Annotated in this window: 3 protein-coding genes (1 of these 3 running past the window's edge); all 3 read right to left on the minus strand. The window is 75.3% G+C overall.

Annotated features, from left to right (window positions below):
- Tightly spaced (each overlapping or abutting the next), the 3 genes in view from ACH4TL_RS28590 to ACH4TL_RS28600 form a layout consistent with a single transcriptional unit that may run on beyond the window.
- Complete coding sequence (locus tag ACH4TL_RS28590; protein ID WP_398320836.1) at nucleotides 1-219, minus strand: MbtH family protein; 219 nt, start codon at nucleotides 217-219, stop codon at nucleotides 1-3.
- On the minus strand, nucleotides 216-7397 hold the full coding sequence (locus ACH4TL_RS28595; RefSeq protein ID WP_398320833.1) for an amino acid adenylation domain-containing protein: 7182 nt from the start codon (nucleotides 7395-7397) through the stop codon (nucleotides 216-218). Before ACH4TL_RS28595 ends, ACH4TL_RS28590 begins: the two co-directional genes overlap by 4 nt.
- On the minus strand, nucleotides 7394-19522 hold the 3' portion of the coding sequence (locus ACH4TL_RS28600) for a non-ribosomal peptide synthase/polyketide synthase (protein ID WP_398320830.1). The gene runs 10956 nt beyond the window's last position; 12129 of the gene's 23085 nt are visible here — the last part of the coding sequence; the start codon falls outside the window, past its right edge — the gene reads right to left on this strand; the stop codon is at nucleotides 7394-7396. The genes ACH4TL_RS28595 and ACH4TL_RS28600 overlap by 4 nt, the downstream gene beginning before the upstream one ends.

Here is a 19522-nt window from a genome sequence, read left to right on the forward strand (position 1 = left end):
TCAGGCCCCGGTCTCGTCCATGGCCCGGACGAGGCTCGTCGGACGCATGTCGGTCCAGTGCTCCTCGACGTAGGCGACGCAGGCTTCCCGGGTGTCCTCGCCGTGGGCGACCGTCCAGCCGGCCGGGACCTCGGCGAAGGACGGCCACAGCGAGTGCTGGCCCTCGTCGTTGACCAGTACCAGGTATCTGCCGTCGGGGTTCTCGAACGGATTGGTCATGAGTGTGTCTCCCTCTTTCCTGTCGTGGTGTCCTTGTCCGGGGTGTCGGTGCCGTTCAGCTTTCCGGCCAGCACGCGGCCGATACGGGCCAGTGGTACGGCCCGGCACATCTGGTGGTGGGTGCAGTCCACCGCGTACCGCTCGACCTCTCCGGTGACCCTGGGTTCCCAGGCGGCCGCGGCGGGCATGCCGTCGGGGCGCTCGACGGTCGCCGTGAAGTGCACGAGGTCTCCGTCGAACCGGCCGGGGACGTACGCCGCCGAGAGCCTTCTGTGGTGCGCGTAGACCTCGGTCAGCGCCGTGACGCGTCGCTCCCCGATGTCCGCGAGGGGCCCGCCGCTTCGTCGCAGGAGTTCGACGGCGTCTTCGATACTCAGGAGCTCACCGGTGTCCTGGTCGTGGCCCGCGAAGCTGAGCAGGGTCGACAGGATTTCCGCCACGTTCGTTTCGTCCACGGGCTCGACCGGGGTTCCGGCGTCCCGGGGGTAGGAGTCGAGCAGGGCGAGCAAGGCCACTTCTTCACCCTCCTGCTGGAGGCGGACCGCGATCGCGTGGGCGGCGAGACCGCCGAACGACCAGCCGAGGAGGTGGTAGGGGCCGGTGGGCTGTACCGAGCGGATCCGCTCGACGCAGTCGGTGACCAGATCGTCCATCGTCTCCGGGTACGCCTCGGGCCGGGCGAGTCCACGGGCCTGCAGCCCGTACACCGGCCGGTCCGGGCCCAGATGCCGCAGCAGCCCGGTGTAGCACCAGCTCAGGCCGCCGCCCGGGGGCAGGCAGAACAGCGGCGGACGGCCACCGGTGGCCCGCAGCGGGAGCAGGACGTCGAAGGCGTCGTCCGAGACCCCCAGGCGCAGCCTTTCCATGAGACGGCTGACCGTCGGAGCCGCGAACAGGTCCCGGACCGAGAGGTCCAGGCCCATGGTGTCCCGGATCCGGCTCACCAGCCGGATCGCGGCCAGTGAGTCGCCTCCGAGTTCGAAGAAGTCGTCGTCGATCCCGGTCCCGGCCACGCCGAGAACGTCGTCGAACAGGCCGGTGAGGACCTCCTCCTCGGGTGTGCGGGCGGGCCGCCCGGCGGCCGTGAAGCCGGGGCCCGGTTCGGGCAGGGCAAGCCGGTCCAGCTTGCCGCTGGTCGTCAGGGGGAAGGCGGCCAGCACGACCACGGTGGCCGGGACCATGTGCTCCGGCAGCGTCGCGGCGACGTGGCCACGCAGGTCGGCCGGACGCGGTTCGGCGCCGCGGGCCGCGAGTACGTACGCAACCAGCCGCCGTTGTCCGGGCCGGTCCTCACGGGCCACGACCGCGGCCTGGGCGACGGTCTCGTGCCGGGTCAGCACCGCCTCGATCTCGCCGGGCTCGATACGGAAACCGCGGATCTTGACCTGCTGATCCGCCCGGCCGATGAACCGCAGGACCCCGTCCCCGGTCCAGCGCACGAGGTCCCCGGTCCGGTACATCCGCTCCCCCGGCGCCCCGAACGGGCAGGCCACGAACCGCTCCGCCGTGAGGCCGCGCCGGTTCAGGTAACCCCGGGCGAGCTGGACACCGGCCAGATACAACTCCCCCGTCGCCCCGGGCGGCACCGGGCCGAGCCCCGCGTCCAGCACGTAGGCCCGCACGTTCCGCACGGGCCGCCCGATCGGCACCGGTCGGCGGTCCACGCCCGCGGCAGCCGTGTCCGGGGTGGCCGGCGGGGGACCACAGGTCCAGGACGTCGTGTGGATGGCCGTTTCCGTCGGCCCGTACAGGTGGTGCAGTTCCACGTCCAGCAGGCTCATGGTGCGGTCCCGCAGGTCCGCGGGGAGCGGCTCGCCGCCGGTCAGGACCTGCCGCAGGCCCGTGCATCCGGCGGCGGCGGGCTCGTCGAGGAAGACCCGCAGCATCGACGGTACGAAGTGCACGGTCGTCACCGCGTGCCGCTGGATCACCGACGCCAGGTACGCGGGGTCCCGGTGGCCCTCCGGATCGGCGACCACGATCCGGGCGCCGGTGGTCAGGGGCCAGAAGAACTCCCATACGGAGGCGTCGAAGGCGCCCGGCGCCTTGTACAGGACGATGTCGGAGGGCCCCAGCTCGAACTCGGCCGCCATGCCGAGCAGCCGGTTCACCACGGCGGCGTGCGGGACGACCACGCCCTTGGGGGTGCCGGTGGAGCCGGAGGTGTAGAGCACGTACGCGGGGTGCGACGGCCTCAGCGGTGTGGTGGTGTCGCCCGGGTTCCCGTCCGGCCGGTCCCCTGGGTCGCGCACCAGGCCGTCGGCGTGCAGCACGAGGACGGGCCGGGCGTCGTCGAGCATCAGGCGGGTCCGCTCGGCCGGCTGGTTCACATCGACGGGCAGATAGGCCGCGCCGGTCTTGATCACGGCGAGCAGGGCCACCACCAGCTCGGCGGAGCGCGGCAGGGCGAGGGCCACCACCCGCTCCGGGCCGGCCCCACGCTCGATCAGCGCGTGGGCGAGCCGGTTGGCCCGCGCGTTCAGCTGCGCGTACGTCAGGGTGATGTCCTCGGCGACCATGGCGACCGCGTCCGGGGAGCGGGCCGCCTGCGCCTCGAACAGGTCCCGCAGCGTCACCGGGGGCAGCGGCCGCGCGGTGTCGTTCCACCCCGTCAGCACCCGCTCGCGTTCGGCCGGGGCGAGGAGGCCGAGCCGCCAGATCCGCTGGGCCGGGTCGGCGGCCGCGGCCTCCAGCAGCCGCAGGAACCTGGTCACCAGGTCCCGGACGGTGTCCTGGTCGAACAGGTCGGCGTTGTACTCGACGCCACCGGCCAGCCCGCAGGGCAGACCGTCCGGTCCGCGCTGCTCGGCGACCCTGAACAGCAGGTCGAACTTGGCCGACCGCGACACGATCTCCTCGGCCCGGCACCGCAGACCGGGAAGGTCCAGGGACAGATCACCGGCGTGCTGGAGTGCCAGCATCACCTGGAACACCGGGTGCCGGGCCACCGAGCGGGCCGGGTTCAGCACCTCGACCAGATGCTCGAAGGGCAGGTCCTGGTGGGCGTAGGCGGCCAGTCCGGTCTCCCGCACCCGCTCCAGCAGTCCGGCGAAGCTCGGGTCCCCGCTGGTGTCGGTGCGCAGCACCAGGGTGTTGACGAAGCATCCGACGAGGTCGTCGAGGGCGTCGTCGGTGCGCCCGGCGACCGGTGTGCCGATGGGGATGTCGGTGCCCGCGCCGTCACGGGTGAGCAGGGCCGCAAGCGCCGCCGACAGGACCATGAACAGGCTCGCGTCGCCCGCGCGCGCCAGTTCGGCGAGCCGGGCGTGGAGGTCCGGGCCCACGCGCAGCGGCACCACCCCGGCGCGGGAGCCGGCCGTCTCCGGGCGGGGCCGGTCCCGGCGCAGCTCCAGTTCGGCGGGCAGCCCGTCCAGCGTGCGGCGCCAGTGGGCGACCTGGCGGGACAGCACGCTGTCCGGGTCGTCCGCGTCGCCGAGGAACCGGCGCTGCCACAGGGTGTAGTCGGCGTATTGCGCGGGCAGCGGCGCGAAGGACGGGGCCCGGCCCGCGCACCGGGCGGTGTAGGCGGCGGACAGGTCGCGGGCGAGCGGACGGTTGGACCAGCCGTCCCCGGCGATGTGGTGGAGCACGAGCAGCAGGACGTGCTCGTCCGGGCCGAGCGCGAACAGGGCCGTGTGCAGGGGCGGTTCGGCCGTCAGGTCGAACCGGTGCGCCGCGGTGTCCGCGAGGGCCTCGGCGAGAGCGGCCTCCTCGACTCGCCGGACGGGCAGGTCGACCGTCGCGTCGGCGGGGTCCAGGATGTGCTGGCGCGGTACGCCCCCGGTGTCCGGGTAGACGGTGCGCAGCACCTCGTGCCGGGCCACCACGTCGTTCAGGGCGGTGTGCAGCGCGGCGATGTCGAGGTCTCCGGTCAGGCGCAGCGCGTACGGCATGTTGTAGCCGGCCGACGTGGGGTCCAGCCGGTGCAGGAACCACAGGCGCGCCTGCGCGAAGGACAGGGGCAGTTCGGCGGGGCGTTCCACGGCACGCGGCGATGGCCGCCGCCCGTCCTGGGGCGCCGTGCCGAGCCGGGCCGCGAGCCCGGCCACGGTCGGGGCCTCGAACACGTCGCGTACGGCGAGTTCGGCGCCGAGCGCCGAGCGGATGCGCGACACCAGCCGGGTGGCGAGCAGCGAGTGCCCGCCGAGGGCGAAGAATCCGTCGTCGGTCCCGACCCCGGGAACGCCGAGCACCTCGGCGAACAGCCCGCACAGGACCTCCTCCGCGTGGCCGCGGGGCTCCCGGCCGCCGGCACCGCGCCGGCCGGCGGCCGGGGCCGGGGCCGGGAGGTCCCGGCGCGCCAGCTTGCCGCTCGGAGTGAGGGGCAGCGTGTCGAGCACGACGATCGCGGCGGGCACCATGAACTCGGGCAGCGCGGCGGCGGCGTGTTCCCGCAGCTCGTCGGGATGCGGCGGCCGGGCGCCGGGCGCGGGCACCACGTACGCCGTCAGACGCTGGTCGCCGGGCCGGTCCTCGCGCACCACCGCCACCGCTTGCCCGACCGTGGCGTGCCGGGCCAGCACCGCCTCCACCTCGCCCAGCTCGATCCGGAACCCGCGCACCTTCACCTGGTCGTCCGCCCGCCCGGCGAACTCCAGCAGCCCGGCGGCGGTCCAGCGGGCCAGGTCACCGGTGCGGTACATCCGCTCCCCCGGCGCGCCGAACGGATCGGCGGTGAACCGCTCGGCGGTCAGGCCCGGCCTGTTGAGGTAGCCGCGGGCGAGTTGCGCGCCGGAGAGGTAGATCTCCCCGACCACACCGGGCGGCACCGGGCGCAGCCGTGCGTCGAGCACGTAGACCCGCATGTCGCGGATCGGCCGGCCGATCACCGGCCGGGAGCTGTCGCGGACCCGGGCGCCGACGGCGTCCACCGTGCATTCGCTGGGCGCGTAGTAGTTGTGCACCTCGGTGTCCGGGTGCTCCCGCAGTGTCTCCCACAGCGCGGCGCCCGTGGCCTCCGCGCCGAGGAGGATCACCCCCGGCCGGTGCCCGGCGCCCTCCAGCATGCCCATTCCGGTCAGTTCGCGCAGCATGGACGGCGTGATGCCCAGGTAGTCGATGCGCCGGTCACGTACCCAGGTCAGCAGCGCGGCGGGGTCGCGACGGGTCTCGTCGTCCACGACGTGCAGTTCGTGGCCGGCCACGAGGCCGAGGAGCTGCCCCATGCTCGCGTCGAAGGAGAGCGAGGCGGTGTGCGCCACCCGCAGTCGCCGCCCGTCGGTGGCGGCCGCCTTCGCCGCCGCCGGGGCGAAGACCAGCTCGCGGTGGCTGGCGCACAGGTTCGCCAGGCCCGCGTGGGTCACCACCACGCCCTTGGGCACGCCCGTCGAGCCGGAGGTGTACACGACGTACGCCGCGTGGTCCCCGCGCACCGCCGGCCGTGGGGTCCGGGCCGGCGGCGGGCCGGCGTCGAGGGCGTCGTCGAGAGTTACGACGTCCGCCGCGCCGCCCTCCAGCCGTGCGGCAACCGCGCGTTCGGTCACCACCACGGGCACGGCCGCGTCGTCGAGCATGAACGCGAGCCGCTCCGCCGGGTAGCCGGGGTCCAGCGGCACGCACACCCCGCCGGCCTTCCATACGGCGAGAACGGCGGCGATCATCGCGGCCGACCGGCGTACGCACAGCCCGACCATGACATCGGGTCCCACACCGCGGCCGGTCAGCCGCCGCGCGAGCCGGTCCGCCCGGGCGTCCAGTTCCGCGAATGTCCACCGCGTCCCGCCGGACACCACGGCCACCGCGTCCGGGGTCAGCGCGGCCTGCGCCTCGAAGCACTCCGGCACCAGCGCGGCCGGGGCATCGCCGACGGTGCCGTTCCACTCCACCAGGACCCGGTTCCGCTCCGCCGGGGCCAGCAGGTCCAGGGCGCCGATCCGCAGGTCCGGGTCCGAGGCGGCGGTCCGCAGGACCCGGACCACCCTGCCCAGGACGGCCTCCGCGGTGTCCCGGTCGAACAGGTCGGTCTGGTGGTCCAGGCGCAGCCGCAGCGGTCCGCCCGGCATCACCATGAAGTTGAGCGGGTAGTGGGTGACGCCGTGGCTCGGTCCCGCCGTCACCCGCAGCCCGCCGCCGAGCGCCGCGGCGGCGAGTCCGTCACTCTGGGCCGGAAGGTTCTCGAACACGGTGGCCGTGTCGAACAGCTCGCCCGAACCCAGGGTGCGCTGGATGCCGGACAGCCCGACGTGCTGACAGGCCATCAGCCTCGTCTGGTCCCGCTGCAGACGGGCCAGCATGGCGGACAGGGGCTCCGCGGGGGTGAGCCGGACCCGGACGGGCAGGGTGTTGGCGAACAGGCCGATCATCTTCTCGGCGCCGGGCACCTGGGGCGGGCGGCCGGAGACCGTGGTGCCGAACACCACGTCCGTCCGGCCGGTCAGCTGGCCGAGCACGACCGCCCAGGCGCCCAGGAACACCGTGTTCAGGGTCAGGCCATGACGGCGGGCCAGTCCTTCGAGTGCCGTGGCGAGGTCACCGGGCAGGTCGCGCAGGACCTGACCGGGCAGCCCGGGCGCCCGGGACGGGTCCGCCGGCGCGACCCTGGTGGGCCCCTCGACGCCCTTCAGCACGTCGCGCCACACGTCCTCGGCGGCCGCCCGGTCCTGGCCGGCCAGCCAGGCCAGGTAGTCACGGTACCGGGCCGCCGGGGGCATCCCGTCCTCCCGGCCGCCGCGCGTGTACAGCTGGAACAGCTCGTCCAGCAGCAACTGCGCGGACCACCCGTCGATCACCAGGTGATGGGCGGTGAGGAGGAACCGGTGGCGGTCCGGGCCGAACCGGATGAGGGTGAACCGCAGCAGGGGCGGGCGGGCCGGGTCGAAGCGACGCAGGCGGTCGTGCGCGGCGAGCCGCTCCGCCTCCGCCTCCCGCGCGCCGGGGTCCACCGCGCCGAGATCGTGCTCCTGCCAGGGCAGTTCCACCGCGCTCGGGATGATCTGCACCGGCTCGTCCAGGTCCTCGTGCCAGAAGCCGGCCCGCAGGCTCGCATGGCGGCGGAGGAGAGCCGACGCGGCGGCACGCAGCGCCCCGGCGTCGAGGGCGCCGTCCAGGTCGAAGGCGCTCTGCACGGTGTAGAGGTCCAGCGCCGACTCGTCGTAGAGCGCGTGGAACAGCAGCCCCTCCTGCAGCGGTGCCAGCGGCAGGATGTCTTCCAGTTCCGTTTCCGCTTCCGCCCGCGTCATCGTGTTCTTCTCCTCCATGCGGCTTCGAGCTGCTCCAACTTGTTCTGGCTCATCCGCACCAGCGGTACGTCGGACGGGGTGCGGCCGCCCGCGTCGGGCCGGGCGGCGTGGGTGGCCAGGGCTTCCAGGGCGCGGCTCCAGGTGTCGGCCAGGTCGCGTACGACTGCCTCGGTCAGCGCCGCGCGGGGCCAGCCCCAGGCCGCGGTCAGCCGGGGGCCGTCCGGACCGTCCACGACGGCCACCCTCACCTCGGCCCGGTACTCCGGCGGCAGGCCGGGCCCCTCCGGCCACGTGCCGGACGGAACGCGCGGAAGCCGCCCGAGGTAGTGGAACGCCACCTGGGGCGAGGGCCGCTCGGCAAGCGCCGGGGCGGTGGCGGGGTTGAGGTGGCGCAGCAGACCGAAACCCAGACCGCCCTCCGGCAGGGACCTCAAGCCCTCCTTGACCCGCTTGAGCGCCGTCCCGGCGGCGTGCCCGCCGTCCCACACCTCGCGCCGGTCCAGGCCGGTCAGGTCCAGGCGGACGGGATGGGTCGCGGTGAAGCGGCCCACGGTGCGGGACAGGTCGATGCCCTCGGCGATGTGTTCCCGGCCGGGCCGCCGGACGTCGGCCACCACGGTGTCTCCCCCGGCTTCCAGCGGGTCCGGGGCGGCCGGAGTGTCCCGGCGGCGCCGCCAGTCGGCCACCGCCAGCGCGAACGCGGTCAGCAGCACGTCCTCGGTATCGGCGTGGAAGACCGCCGGCACGCTGGTGAGGAGCGCCTCGGTGCGCTCGGCGGACAGGGTGACGGTCAGCGTCCCGGCCCCGGCCCCCGGCTCCCGGCCGGCCTGTGGCCGTATGCCGGGCTCCTCACCCGGCGCGTCGGGCCCGGCGAGGAGCGCGGTCCAGCGGGGCAGCTCCGCCTCCTGCCGGACGTCCTGGGCCCGGGTGCGCAGGTGCTGGGCCCACCGCCGGAACGACGTGCCGACCGGGGCGAGTTCGGGGCGGCGGCCGGTGGCGGCCGCCGCACAGGCCGCGGCCACGTCGGCCAGCAGGATCCGCCAGGACTCCGCGTCCGCCACGAGGTGGTGCAGCACGAGCGTCAGCCGCCCGGCCCGGCCGGGACCGGCGTCCCACCAGACCGCCTGGAGCATCGTCCCGGCCTCCGGTACGAGACGGGCCGCCGCGTCCCGCTCCGCCGCCTCAGGTCCGGGCCCGTCCGGTTCGGTGCCCGCCCGGCGGAAGCAGTCCGCGGCCCGGACCGTCCCGGGCGGCGTCACCTCCAGCAGCCACTCGTCCTGGCCCTCCCCGGCGGCTTCGCCGGGGGTACGGGTCAGGCGCGCCCGCAGCGCGTCGTGGTGGTCCAGGACCGCTTGCAGGGCCGCCTCCAGCCGTTCCGCGTCCAGCCCGGCCGGGACCTCCACGGCCATCGCCTCGTACCCGGTGCCGGGGTCGGCGCTGCGTTCCCGCAGCGCGTGCAGGGCCGGGGTCAGCGGCACCGCGCCGATGCCCGCCCGCGGCTCCCCGTCCGGGGCGGGCGCGGCGCCGGGCGTCCCGGCGGCGGTGGCCAGCGCCGCCACGGTCTTGTGCCGGAACACGTCCTGCGGGGCGATCGCCACCCCGGCGGCGCGGGCCCGGCCGACGACCTGGATGGAGACGATGCTGTCGCCGCCGAGGTCGAAGAAGTCGTCGTCGACGCCGACGGACGGGAGTCCGAGCACATCGGCGAAGATCTCGCACAGCAGCCGCTCCCGCGCGGTCGCCGGCGGGCGGCCCGCCGGGGTACCGGCCGCCTCCGGTGCGGGCAGCGCCCTGCGGTCGACCTTCCCGTTGGGCGTCAGCGGCAGTGCGTCGATGGTGACGACGGCCGAGGGCACGAGGTATTCCGGCAGCTTCTCCCGCAGCCGGGCGCGCACCGAGGCACCCAGGATCACCGGTGGCGCCGATGCCGGGTCGTTGGTGAAGGCCCGCAGCGACGACCGGTCCCCCGCCGTCGCGGCCACCGGGAGGTAGACCCCGGTGACGGCGGACCGTGTCGCGGTGTCCGCGTCGGCGAACACCGCGTCGAAGCGGCCCTCGCCGCCCTCGCCCGACCAGGTGACGGCCACCCAGTACCCGAGCCGCTCGCCCAGCTCGCACAGCGTCTCCGGGTCCACCGCGTCCTCGTCCGCCAGCCGGGCGTTGGGTATCCCGGTGATGCGCAGTGGCCGCGGCCGGCGCTCCGCCAGCAGCGTGGCGCATTCCTCGGCGCCTCCGGTCACCTCCCGCCAGCGCAGCACGGGCACGTCGGCGAACGACCGGGCCGGGGAGGTGAGCGGGGCACGGCGGAGCACGACGTCGTAGCGGTACCGGGACAGCTCGTTGTGGTACCGGCCGCGCTTGAGGCGGAGGTCCACGGCGCCGACTTCGGGCACGACCCCGGCCAGGGCGGGGAAGAAGTCCGGGTCGACCAGCAGCTCCCGCTCCGGCGCGGTGCTTCCGGTGGCCGCCCGCAGGGCCGGCAGGAGCCGCAGGTCGCGGATGTCACCGAGGAACAGGGCGCCGCCGGGTGCGAGCAGCCTCATCGCACCGCCGATCACCTCGGTCAGGTAGTCGGCGTCGGGGAAGTACTGGGCCACCGAGTTGAGCACGACGGTGTCGAAGTGGCCCTCCGGCAGCCCGGTGAAGTCGTCGGCCGGCTGGGCCCGGAGCACCACCCGGTGGGCGATGTCCGGTTCGTCCGCGACCTGCGCGGCCAGGGCTTCGACGGCGGCCGCTGACACGTCGGTGCCCCAGTACTCCGCGCACCCGGCGGCGAGCGGGGCGAGGATCAGGCCCCGGCCGACGCCGATCTCCAGGACGCGCCCGGAGCCCGGGGCCCCGCCGCCGCGCGGGCCCAGGTCCCGGATCGTCGCGACGGTGGCGTCCCGCCACTGCCTCATCTCCGCGACCGGGATCGGCTTCCCGTCGTATGCGCTGTTCCAGCCGGTGAAGTCCTCGCCGAACGGGGCGGGCTCCGATCCTCCGTAGAGCGTGTCGTAGAGCCGCCGCCACTCGCCGACGGCGGCCTCGGACTCCCCGGCCGTACCGGTCTCCGTACGGGTCCCGGTGTCTGCAGCCGGGACCACGTACCCGACCAGGCGGGTCCCGCCGGGGCCGTCGTCGCGGACCGCCGCGACGGCCTGGGCGACGCCCGGGTGGCCCGCCATGACGGCCTCGACCTCGCCGAGTTCGATCCGGTGGCCCCGTACCTTCACCTGCTCGTCCGCCCGTCCGGCGAACTCCAGGTCGCCCGCCGCGTTCCAGCGGGCGAGGTCGCCGGTGCGGTACATCCGGGTGCCCGGCGCGCCGAACGGGTCGGCGGTGAACCGCCCGGCGGTCAGGCCGGGCCGCCGGAGGTAGCCACGGGCCAGGCCCGCCCCCGCCAGGTACAGCTCGCCGACCACGCCCGGCGGCACCGGGCGCAGAGCGGCGTCCAGGACGTACGCGCGTGCGCCGGGGATCGGCGTGCCGATGGGCGGGACGCCGCCGTCGCCGGGCAGCGGACGGCTCATCGTGGCGCAGACCGTCGACTCGGTCGGCCCGTAGGCGTTGACCATCCGCCGGTCCCGGCTCCACGCCGCGGCCGTCTCCGGCGGGCAGGCCTCTCCCGCCACCACCAGGTCGGTCACCGGGGCGAGCTGGTCGGGCGTCATCACGCCCAGTGCCACCGGCGGCACGGTCAGGTGCGTCACGCCGTGCTCGGCCACCACCGCGCCGAGGTCGGGCCCGGGCAGCAGCCGTTCAGCCGGGGCCACCACCAGCGCCGCACCGGTCAGCAGCGCCATGCACAGCTCCCAGAACGCCGCGTCGAAGCTCGGCGAGGCGAACTGCAGGACCCGGCTGCCCGGCCCCGCGCCGAGGGACTCCCGGTGTGCGGACGCCAGGGCGGCCGCACCGGCGTGGGTGACGGCCACGCCCTTGGGCAGTCCGGTCGAGCCGGAGGTGTAGAGCACATAGGCCGGGTGTGCGGGCGTCAGCGGGTGGGCCCGGTCGGTGTCACCGGGGTCGGCGGCCGGGCGGGTGGCCAGGTCCGCGCGCGAGCCCCGGGCGTCGTCCAGGTCCAGCCGGGGCAGGCCGTCGGCGCCGGGCACCCGGGCGCCTCCGGTGCCGCCCGTCAGCAGCAGCGCGGGGCGGGCGTCGTCGAGCATGAACGCGATGCGCTCGGCCGGGTAGTTCAGGTCCAGCGGAAGGTAGGCCGCCCCCGCCTTGAGCGTCGCGAGGACCGCCACGATCAGGTCGGCGGAGCGCGGGAAGGCCAGGGCGACGATCCGCTCGGGTCCCGCGCCCCGGGAGATCAGCAGATGGGCCAGGCGGTTGGCCCGGGCGTTCAGCTCCCCGTACGTCAGCACCTCGTCCCCCGCGAGGACCGCCGGTGCTCCGGGGTCGCGCGCCACCTGGCGTTCGAACAGCGCCGGGAGGCAGTCCGGCGGGTTCGTCCGGTCGGCCCCGCCGACCAGCACGCGGCCGCGTTCGGCGGCGTTGAGCAGGTCGGCCCGGCCGATGGGGAGGTGCGGATCCGCGCAGACCGCTTCCAGCAGCCGGATCCACCGCGCCACCATCGCCTCGACCGTCCCCCGGTCGAAGAGGTCGGTGCTGTACTCGACCGTTCCGCGCACTCCCCCGAGGGAGCCACCAGCCGCTCCCGGCGGCGCGGGGCGTTCCGTGAGGCTGAAGAACAGGTCGAACCGCGAGGCGCCCGCGCCCACGGGTTCGGGCGTCACCTCGACGCCGGGCAGGGCCAGCCCCGCCTCCGGGGTGTTCTGCAGGACCAGGGCCACCTGGAACAGCGGATGGCGGTTCGGGGTCCGGACCGGGTTCAGCACCTCCACCAGGTGCTCGAAGGGCACGTCCTGGTGGGAGTAGGCGGTCAGCGCCGTCTCCCGCACCCGGTCGAGCAAGGCGGCGAACGACGGATCGCCCGAGGTGTCGGTGCGCATCACCAGGGTGTTGACGAAGAGGCCGACCGCGTCGTCGAGCGCCTCGTCCCGGCGCCCGGCGACCCCGCTGCCGATCGGCAGGTCCGTACCCGCGCCGAGCCGGGTGAGCAGGGCGGCCAGACCGGCGTGCAGCACCATGTGCAGGCTGGCCTCCCCAGCGCTGGCGAGGCCCGCCAGCCGGCCGTGCAGGGCTGGGCTCAGGTCGAAGCCCAGCATCTCGCCGCGGTACGTGGAGACGGCGGGGCGGGGGCGGTCCACCGGGAGCGCGAGCTGCTCGGGCAGGCCGGCCAGGGCCTTCGTCCAGTACGCCACCTCCTGGGCGAACCGGCTGTCCGGGTCGTCCTCGTCGCCCAGCAGCGCGCGCTGCCAGAGCGTGTAGTCCACGTAGCCGACCGGCAGCGGCGCCCACGACGGCGCCCCGCCGCGGCACCGCGCGGCGTAGGCGGTGGCGAGGTCGCGGGACAGCGGGGCCATCGACCAGCCGTCCCCGGCGATGTGGTGCACCACCAGCAGCAGGACGTGTTCGCGCTCGCCCATGACGAACAGCTCGGCCCGCAGCGGCAGGTCGGCCGCGAGGTCGAACGGGTAGCGTGCCGCCTCGCGCAGGGCGTCGCGCAGCCCCGGCTCGCCGATGTCCCGGACGATCAGTTCGGGGCGGGCGGCGGCCGCGTCCAGGACGACCTGCCGGGGCATCCCGCCGGCCGCGGGGAACACGGTGCGCAGGCTCTCGTGCCGCGCCGCGACGTCCGCCAGCGCGCTCCGCAGCGCCGTCCGGTCCACCTCACCGCGCAGGCGCAGGGCGACCGGCATGTTGTACGTCGCGCCCGGCCCTTCCAGCCGGTGCAGGAACCACAGCCGCGCCTGCGCGAACGACAGCGGCACCACATCGGGCCTGGGCATCGGCCGCAGGGCCGGCCGGGCCGCGTCCGCCCGGTGCTCCGCCTCGTCCAGCCGCGCGGCGAGCCCGGCGGCCGTGGGCACCTCGAACAGGGTCCGCACGGGCAGTTCGGTGCCGAGGGCGGAGCGGATGCGGCTGATCAGCCGGGTGGCCAGCAGCGAATGCCCGCCGAGGTCGAAGAAGTTGTCGTCCACGCCGACCGACGCCACGCCCAGCACCTGCGCGAACAGGTCGCACAGCGTCCGCTCGCGCGGGGAGGCGGGCGGGCGCGAGCCCGCCACGGAACCGAGGTACGGCGCGGGGAGCGCCGCCCGGTCGAGCTTGCCGTGGGCGGTCAGGGGAAGTTCACCGAGGACCGTCACCGCGGTCGGCACCATGTACGCGGGCAGCCGTTCGCGCAGCACCGCGGCCAGCTCGGCGGCCAGTCCGGCGCGCTGCCGCGAGGCAGCCGGGTCGTTCGCGAACGCCTCGGGCGGTGTGGTGGCGGCGGCCGGTGCCGGGCGGTGGACGCCACCGAGCACGGTCGTCGCCCGGCCGGAGGCTTCCGGGGTCACGAAGAGCACGTCGAGGTGGTCGGCGGTGTCGCCGGACCGGGTCACCGCGACCCGGTGGCCGGTGCGCCCGCCCAGGGCGTGGAAGGCGTCCGGGCCGAGTTCCGGCGCCGACGACCGCTCCGCGGCGTCGAGGAGGCCGATCAGTTCGGCGGGCGGGCGGCCCTCGTCCAGGGCGCGCAGGGCGGCGGCCTCGTCCGCGATCCGCTCGTCCGGTACGCCGGTCACCCGCAGCGCCTGCCCGCGGTGCCCGGTCAGGCGCCGTTCCAGGTCGTCCAGGCCGGACACGTCGTGGCCCCACCGCAGTTCCGGGGCGGTCTCCAGCTGGCGGGACACGGCGGGCGTCTTGTGCAGGACGGCGTCGTACCGGTAGCGGCTCAGCTCGTTGACGTAATCGCCGCGCTTCACCTGGAGGTCGACCCCGGCGATGTCGTCCCGTCGCGCCGCGAGCGCGGTGAAGAACGCGGGGTCCAGCAGCAGTTCCTTCTCCATCAGCAGGGCCCGGTCCACCGCCCGGCGCAGCACGGCGCCGTCGGTGGAGGGTGCGGCGCGGCGCAACTGTGCCGCGGTGTGCAGGCACCGCAGCAGCCGCAGATCGCGCACGTCTCCGAGGAACACGGCCCCGCCGGGGGCCAGCAGCCCCAGCGCGGTGTCGATCACGCTGATGAGGTAGCGGGCGTCCGGGAAGTACTGGGCGACCGAGTTGATCACCACCGTGTCGAAGAAGCCGGCCGGCAGGCCGCCCGTGTCCGCGGCGGACTGGACGCGCAGCTCCACCCGCCCGGCCAGCTCTTCCCGGGCGGCCACCTGGGCCCGCAGCCCTTCGACGGCGTCCGCCGAGATGTCGGTTCCCCAGTAGGTCTCGCAGTCCGGCGCGAGGCGGGAGAGCAGCAGGCCGCTGCCCACGCCGATCTCCAGCACCCGGCGCGGCCGCAGCTCACGGATCCGCGCGACCGTGGCGTCGCGCCACCGGCGCATCTGCCCGACCGGGATCGGCCGCCCGTCGTAGCTGCTGGTCCACCCGGCGAAGTCCTCGCCGAACGGGGCCGGTTCGGCGTCGGCGCGCCCGGGGCCGTAGAGGGAGTCGTACACCTCCTGCCACTCGGCGAGCTGGGTCCGTGCCGCCTCGCCGTCCCGCCGCTCGCCGGCCGCCGGGACGACGTAGGCCACCAGGTGGGTGCCGGACGCCCGGTCCTCCCACGCGACGACCGCCGCCCGCGCCACGGCCTCGTGCCGGGACAGCACCGCCTCGATCTCCGCCGGTTCGATCCGGTGGCCGCGTACCTTGACCTGCTCGTCGGCGCGGCCCGCGAAGACCAGGTGGCCGTCCGAAGTCCACCGGGCCAGGTCCCCGGTGCGGTACATCCGCTCCCCCGGCCCGCCGAACGGGTCGGCGACGAACCGCTCCGCCGTGAGCCCCGGCCGGTTCAGATAGCCGCGGGCGAGCTGCGCCCCGGCCAGGTACAGCTCCCCCGTCACGCCGGGCGGCACCAGCCGCAGTCCGGCGTCGAGCACGTACGCCCGGGTGTTCGGGACGGGCCGCCCGACCGGCACCGGGCCGTCCGGGACGGCGGCGCCGGGCGGCACCCGGTAGGTGACGCAGCCCACCGTGGCCTCGGTCGGCCCGTACTCGTTGACCACCGTGGCCTGCGGCTGCGCCCGCCGCCAGGGCCCGAGCCGTTCGCCGGTGAGCTGCTCGCCGCCGACGACCAGGTCCGCGACCGGCGTGACGGTCCCGTCCCGCCCGGACGGGGCGGCGAGCGAGACGAGGTGGCTCGGCGTCGCCTTGAGGAACGTGTACGGTCCGGGCGCCGGGGCCCCGGGGGCCAGATCCCCGATCAGCACCCGCCCGCCGCTGGTGAGCGGCGCGAACAGCGCCGTGACGGTCAGGTCGAAGGTGACCGCCGAGTGCAACAGCGCCGTCCCGGCCGTGCCCGGGTACGCCTCGCGGGCGAACGCCAGGTAGGCCGCCACCGCACGGTGCTCGACGAGCACGCCCTTGGGCCGGCCCGTGGAGCCCGAGGTGTGGATGACGTACGCGGGATGCGCGGGACGCAGGTCCGCCGTCCGGTCGGCGTCCGTCGGATCGCTCGGCGGTTGCTCCCCGGCGACCCGGAGCACGTCGGGGGCGTCGATGGCGAGCCACCGCGAGCGCGGTCCTGGCAGGTCCGCGGCGAGCGCGCCCAGGGTGAGCCCGCAGGCCGCGCGGGTGTCGTCGAGCAGGAAGCGGAGCCGCTCGGCCGGATGGTCCGGGTCGAGCGGCAGGTACGCGGCGCCCGCCTTGAGCACGGCCAGCAGCGCGACGACGAGACCGGCCGAGCGCGGCAGGGCGACCGCCACCACCTGCTCCGGGCCGGCGCCGCGGCCGATGAGCGCGTGCGCCAGCCGGTTGGCCCGCGCGTTCAGCTCGGCGTACGTCAGATCGGTGCCGCCGTCGGTCACGGCGACCGCGTCCGGTGTCCGCGCGGCCTGTTCCTCGAACGCCCGCGGCAGGGTCGTGGGCGGCAGCGGGGACACCGCGCCGTTCCACGTCCCCAGCAGGCGCTCGCGCTCGGCGGCGCCGGTGAGGCCGAAGGCGCTGATCGGCCGGTCCGGCCCGGCCGCCGCGGCCTCCAGCAGTCGCACCAGGCGCGCCGCCAGGGCCTCGGCGGTGGGGTGGTCGAACAGGTCGGCGCTGTACTCCAGCACCCCGTCGAGCCGGTCCGGGTGACCGGTCTCGGTGTAGCGGTCGGTGAGGCTGAACAGCAGGTCGAACTTGGCCGCGTCGGTCTCGGCGACGTCGGGGGTCACCCGCAGGCCGGGCATGGCGAACTCGGGCTCGGCGTTGTTCTGCAGCGTCAGCATCACCTGGAACAGCGGGTGCCGGGCCGCCGACCGGGCCGGGTTGAGCAGCTCGACCAGGCGCTCGAACGGGACGTCCTGGTGGGCGTAGGCGGCCAGGTCGGTTTCCCGCACCCGCTCCAGCAGACCGGCGAAGGTGGGGTCCCCCGAGGTGTCCACGCGCAGCACGAGAGTGTTGACGAAGAAGCCGACGAGGTGGTCGAGGGCTTCGTCGGTGCGTCCGGCGATGGCGCTGCCGATGGGGATGTCGGTGCCGCCGCTGACCCGGCTGAGCAGGGCGGCGAGCCCGGCCTGCACCACCATGAACAGGGTCGTGCCGTGTGCGCGGGCCAGTTCCGCGAGCCGCAGATGAGTTCCGGCGTCGAGGGTGAACAGCACCCGTCCGCCCCGGTGGCCGGCGACCGCCGGGCGGGGCCGGTCGGTGGGCAGACCCAGTTCCCCGGGCAGCCCGTCGAGAGTGCGCGTCCAGTGGGCGATCTGGGCGGAGATCAGGCTGCCGGGGTCGTCCTCGCTGCCGAGGAGGTCGTGCTGCCACAGGGCGTAGTCGGCGTACTGGACGGGCAGCGGCGCCCACCCCGGGGCCCGGCCGTCGCGGCGCGCCGCGTAGGCGGCGGACAGATCACGGGCGAACGGCACGTTCGACCAGCCGTCACCCGCGATGTGGTGCATCACCAGCAGCAGCACGTGGTCATCCGCGCCGAGGGCGAAGAGCTCGGCACGCAAAGGGAGTTCGGCGGTCAGGTCGAACCGGTGCCCGGCCGCTGCGGCCAGCGCCCCGGCGAGCGCGGCCTCGTCGGCGCGGTGGACCGGAAGGGCGACGGAAGCCTCCCCCGGGGCGAGCACGGCCTGGTGCGGGACCCCGGCGGCCTCGGGGTAGACCGTGCGCAGCGTCTCGTGCCGGGCGATCACATCGTTCAGGGCGGCGTGCAGCGCGGCGATGTCGAGGTCCCCGGCCAGGCGCAGCGCGAACGGCATGTTGTACGTCGGTCCTGACGCCTCCAGCCGGTGCAGGAACCACAACCGGGCCTGCGCGAACGACAGCGGCACGGTGTCCGGGCGGTGTGCCGTGGCGCGCAGGGCGGGCCGCCGGTCGTCTCCCCCGGCGTCGATCCGGGCGGCGAGCCCCGCCACCGTGGGCGCCTCGAAGACGTCCCGCACGGTCAGCTCCGCGCCGAGTACGGCGCGGACCCGCGAGATCAGCCGGGTGGCCAGCAGCGAATGCCCGCCGAGGGCGAAGAACCCGTCGTCGATTCCGGGACGGGCGCACCCCAGCACCTCGGCGAACAGCCCGCACAGGATCTCCTCCGGCGCGGTGCGCGGCCCACGGCCACCGGTCGGTCCGGTGAGATCCGGGGCCGGGAGTTCGCGCCGCGCCAGCTTCCCGCTCGGCGTCAGCGGCAGCGCGTCGAGCACCACGACCGCGGACGGCACCATGAACTCCGGCAGCGCGGCGGCGATGTGCTCCCGCAGCTGCTCCGGAAGCGGCTCCCGGGCGCCGGGCGCGGGCACCACGTACGCCGTCAGACGCCGGTCGCCGGGCCGGTCCTCGCGCACCACCGCCACCGCTTGCCCGACCGTGGCGTGCCGGGCCAGCACCGCCTCCACCTCGCCCAGCTCGATCCGGAACCCGCGCACCTTCACCTGGTCGTCCGCCCGCCCGGCGAACTCCAGGACCCCGTCCCGCCGCCAGCGGGCCAGGTCACCGGTGCGGTACATCCGCTCCCCCGGCGCGCCGAACGGGCTGGCCACGAACCGTTCGGCGGTCAGCCCGGGCTGGTTCAGGTAGCCCCGGGCGAGCTGGACGCCCGCCAGGTACAGCTCTCCGGTGACGCCCGGCGGCACCGGGCCGAGGCCCGCGTCCAGCACGTAGGTCCGTGTGTTCCGGACCGGTCGGCCGATCGGCACCGCGCCCGGCTCGTCGTCGCAGGCCCAGGCGGTGACGTCGACGGACGCTTCGGTCGGCCCGTACAGGTTGTGCAACGGCGCGCCCAGGATCTTCCGCGCCCGCCCGGCCAGATCGGCGGGGAGCGTCTCCCCGCTGCACAGGACCCGGCGCAGTCCGGTGAGGCCAGCCACGGCGGGTTCGTCCAGTGCGTCGAGGAAGGCCCGCAGCATCGACGGGACGAAGTGCACGGTCGTCACGGCGTGTTCGCGGATCACCGACGCCAGGTACGCGGGGTCCTTGTGGCCCCCGGGGCGGGCGACGACCAGCCGGGCTCCGGTGATCAGCGGCCAGAAGAATTCCCAGACCGAGACGTCGAACCCGGACGGGGTCTTCTGCAGGACGGCGTCGGAGGGCTCCAGCCGGTAGGTGTCCTGCATCCACAGCAGCCGGTTGACGATGCCCGCGTGCGGCACGGCCACGCCCTTGGGGCGGCCGGTGGAGCCGGAGGTGTAGATGACGTACGCGGGGTGTGCGGGTCTCGACGCGACGGCCGGATCGGTGTCCGGCCGGTCCTCGTGGTCCCGGATGTGCGCCGGGTCGTCCAGGACGAGGACCGGGCGGGCGTCGTCGAGCATGAGGCGGACCCGTTCGGCCGGGAGGCCGGGGTCGACGGGGAGGTAGGCGGCGCCGGTCTTGAGGACGGCGAGCAGCGCGACGACGAGTTCGGCCGAGCGGGGCAGGGCGACCGCCACCACCCGCTCGGGTCCGGCGCCCCGCGCGATGAGGCCGTGGGCGAGCCGGTTCGCCCACGCGTCCAGCTCCCGGTAGGACAGGGTGGTGCCGTCGGCGATCACGGCGACGGCATCCGGTGTGCGGGCGGCCTGTGCCGCGAGGAGTTCGGGCAGGGTGGTGGACGGGACCGGGTGCCCGGTGTCGTTCCACACCGTCACGACCCGCTCGCGCTCGGCCTCGTCGAGGACCGGAAGGTCGGCCAGGGTCCGCGCCGGGTCGGC

This window comes from Streptomyces sp. NPDC021115 (assembly GCF_044333065.1).
Classification (GTDB): Bacteria; Actinomycetota; Actinomycetes; order Streptomycetales; family Streptomycetaceae; genus Streptomyces.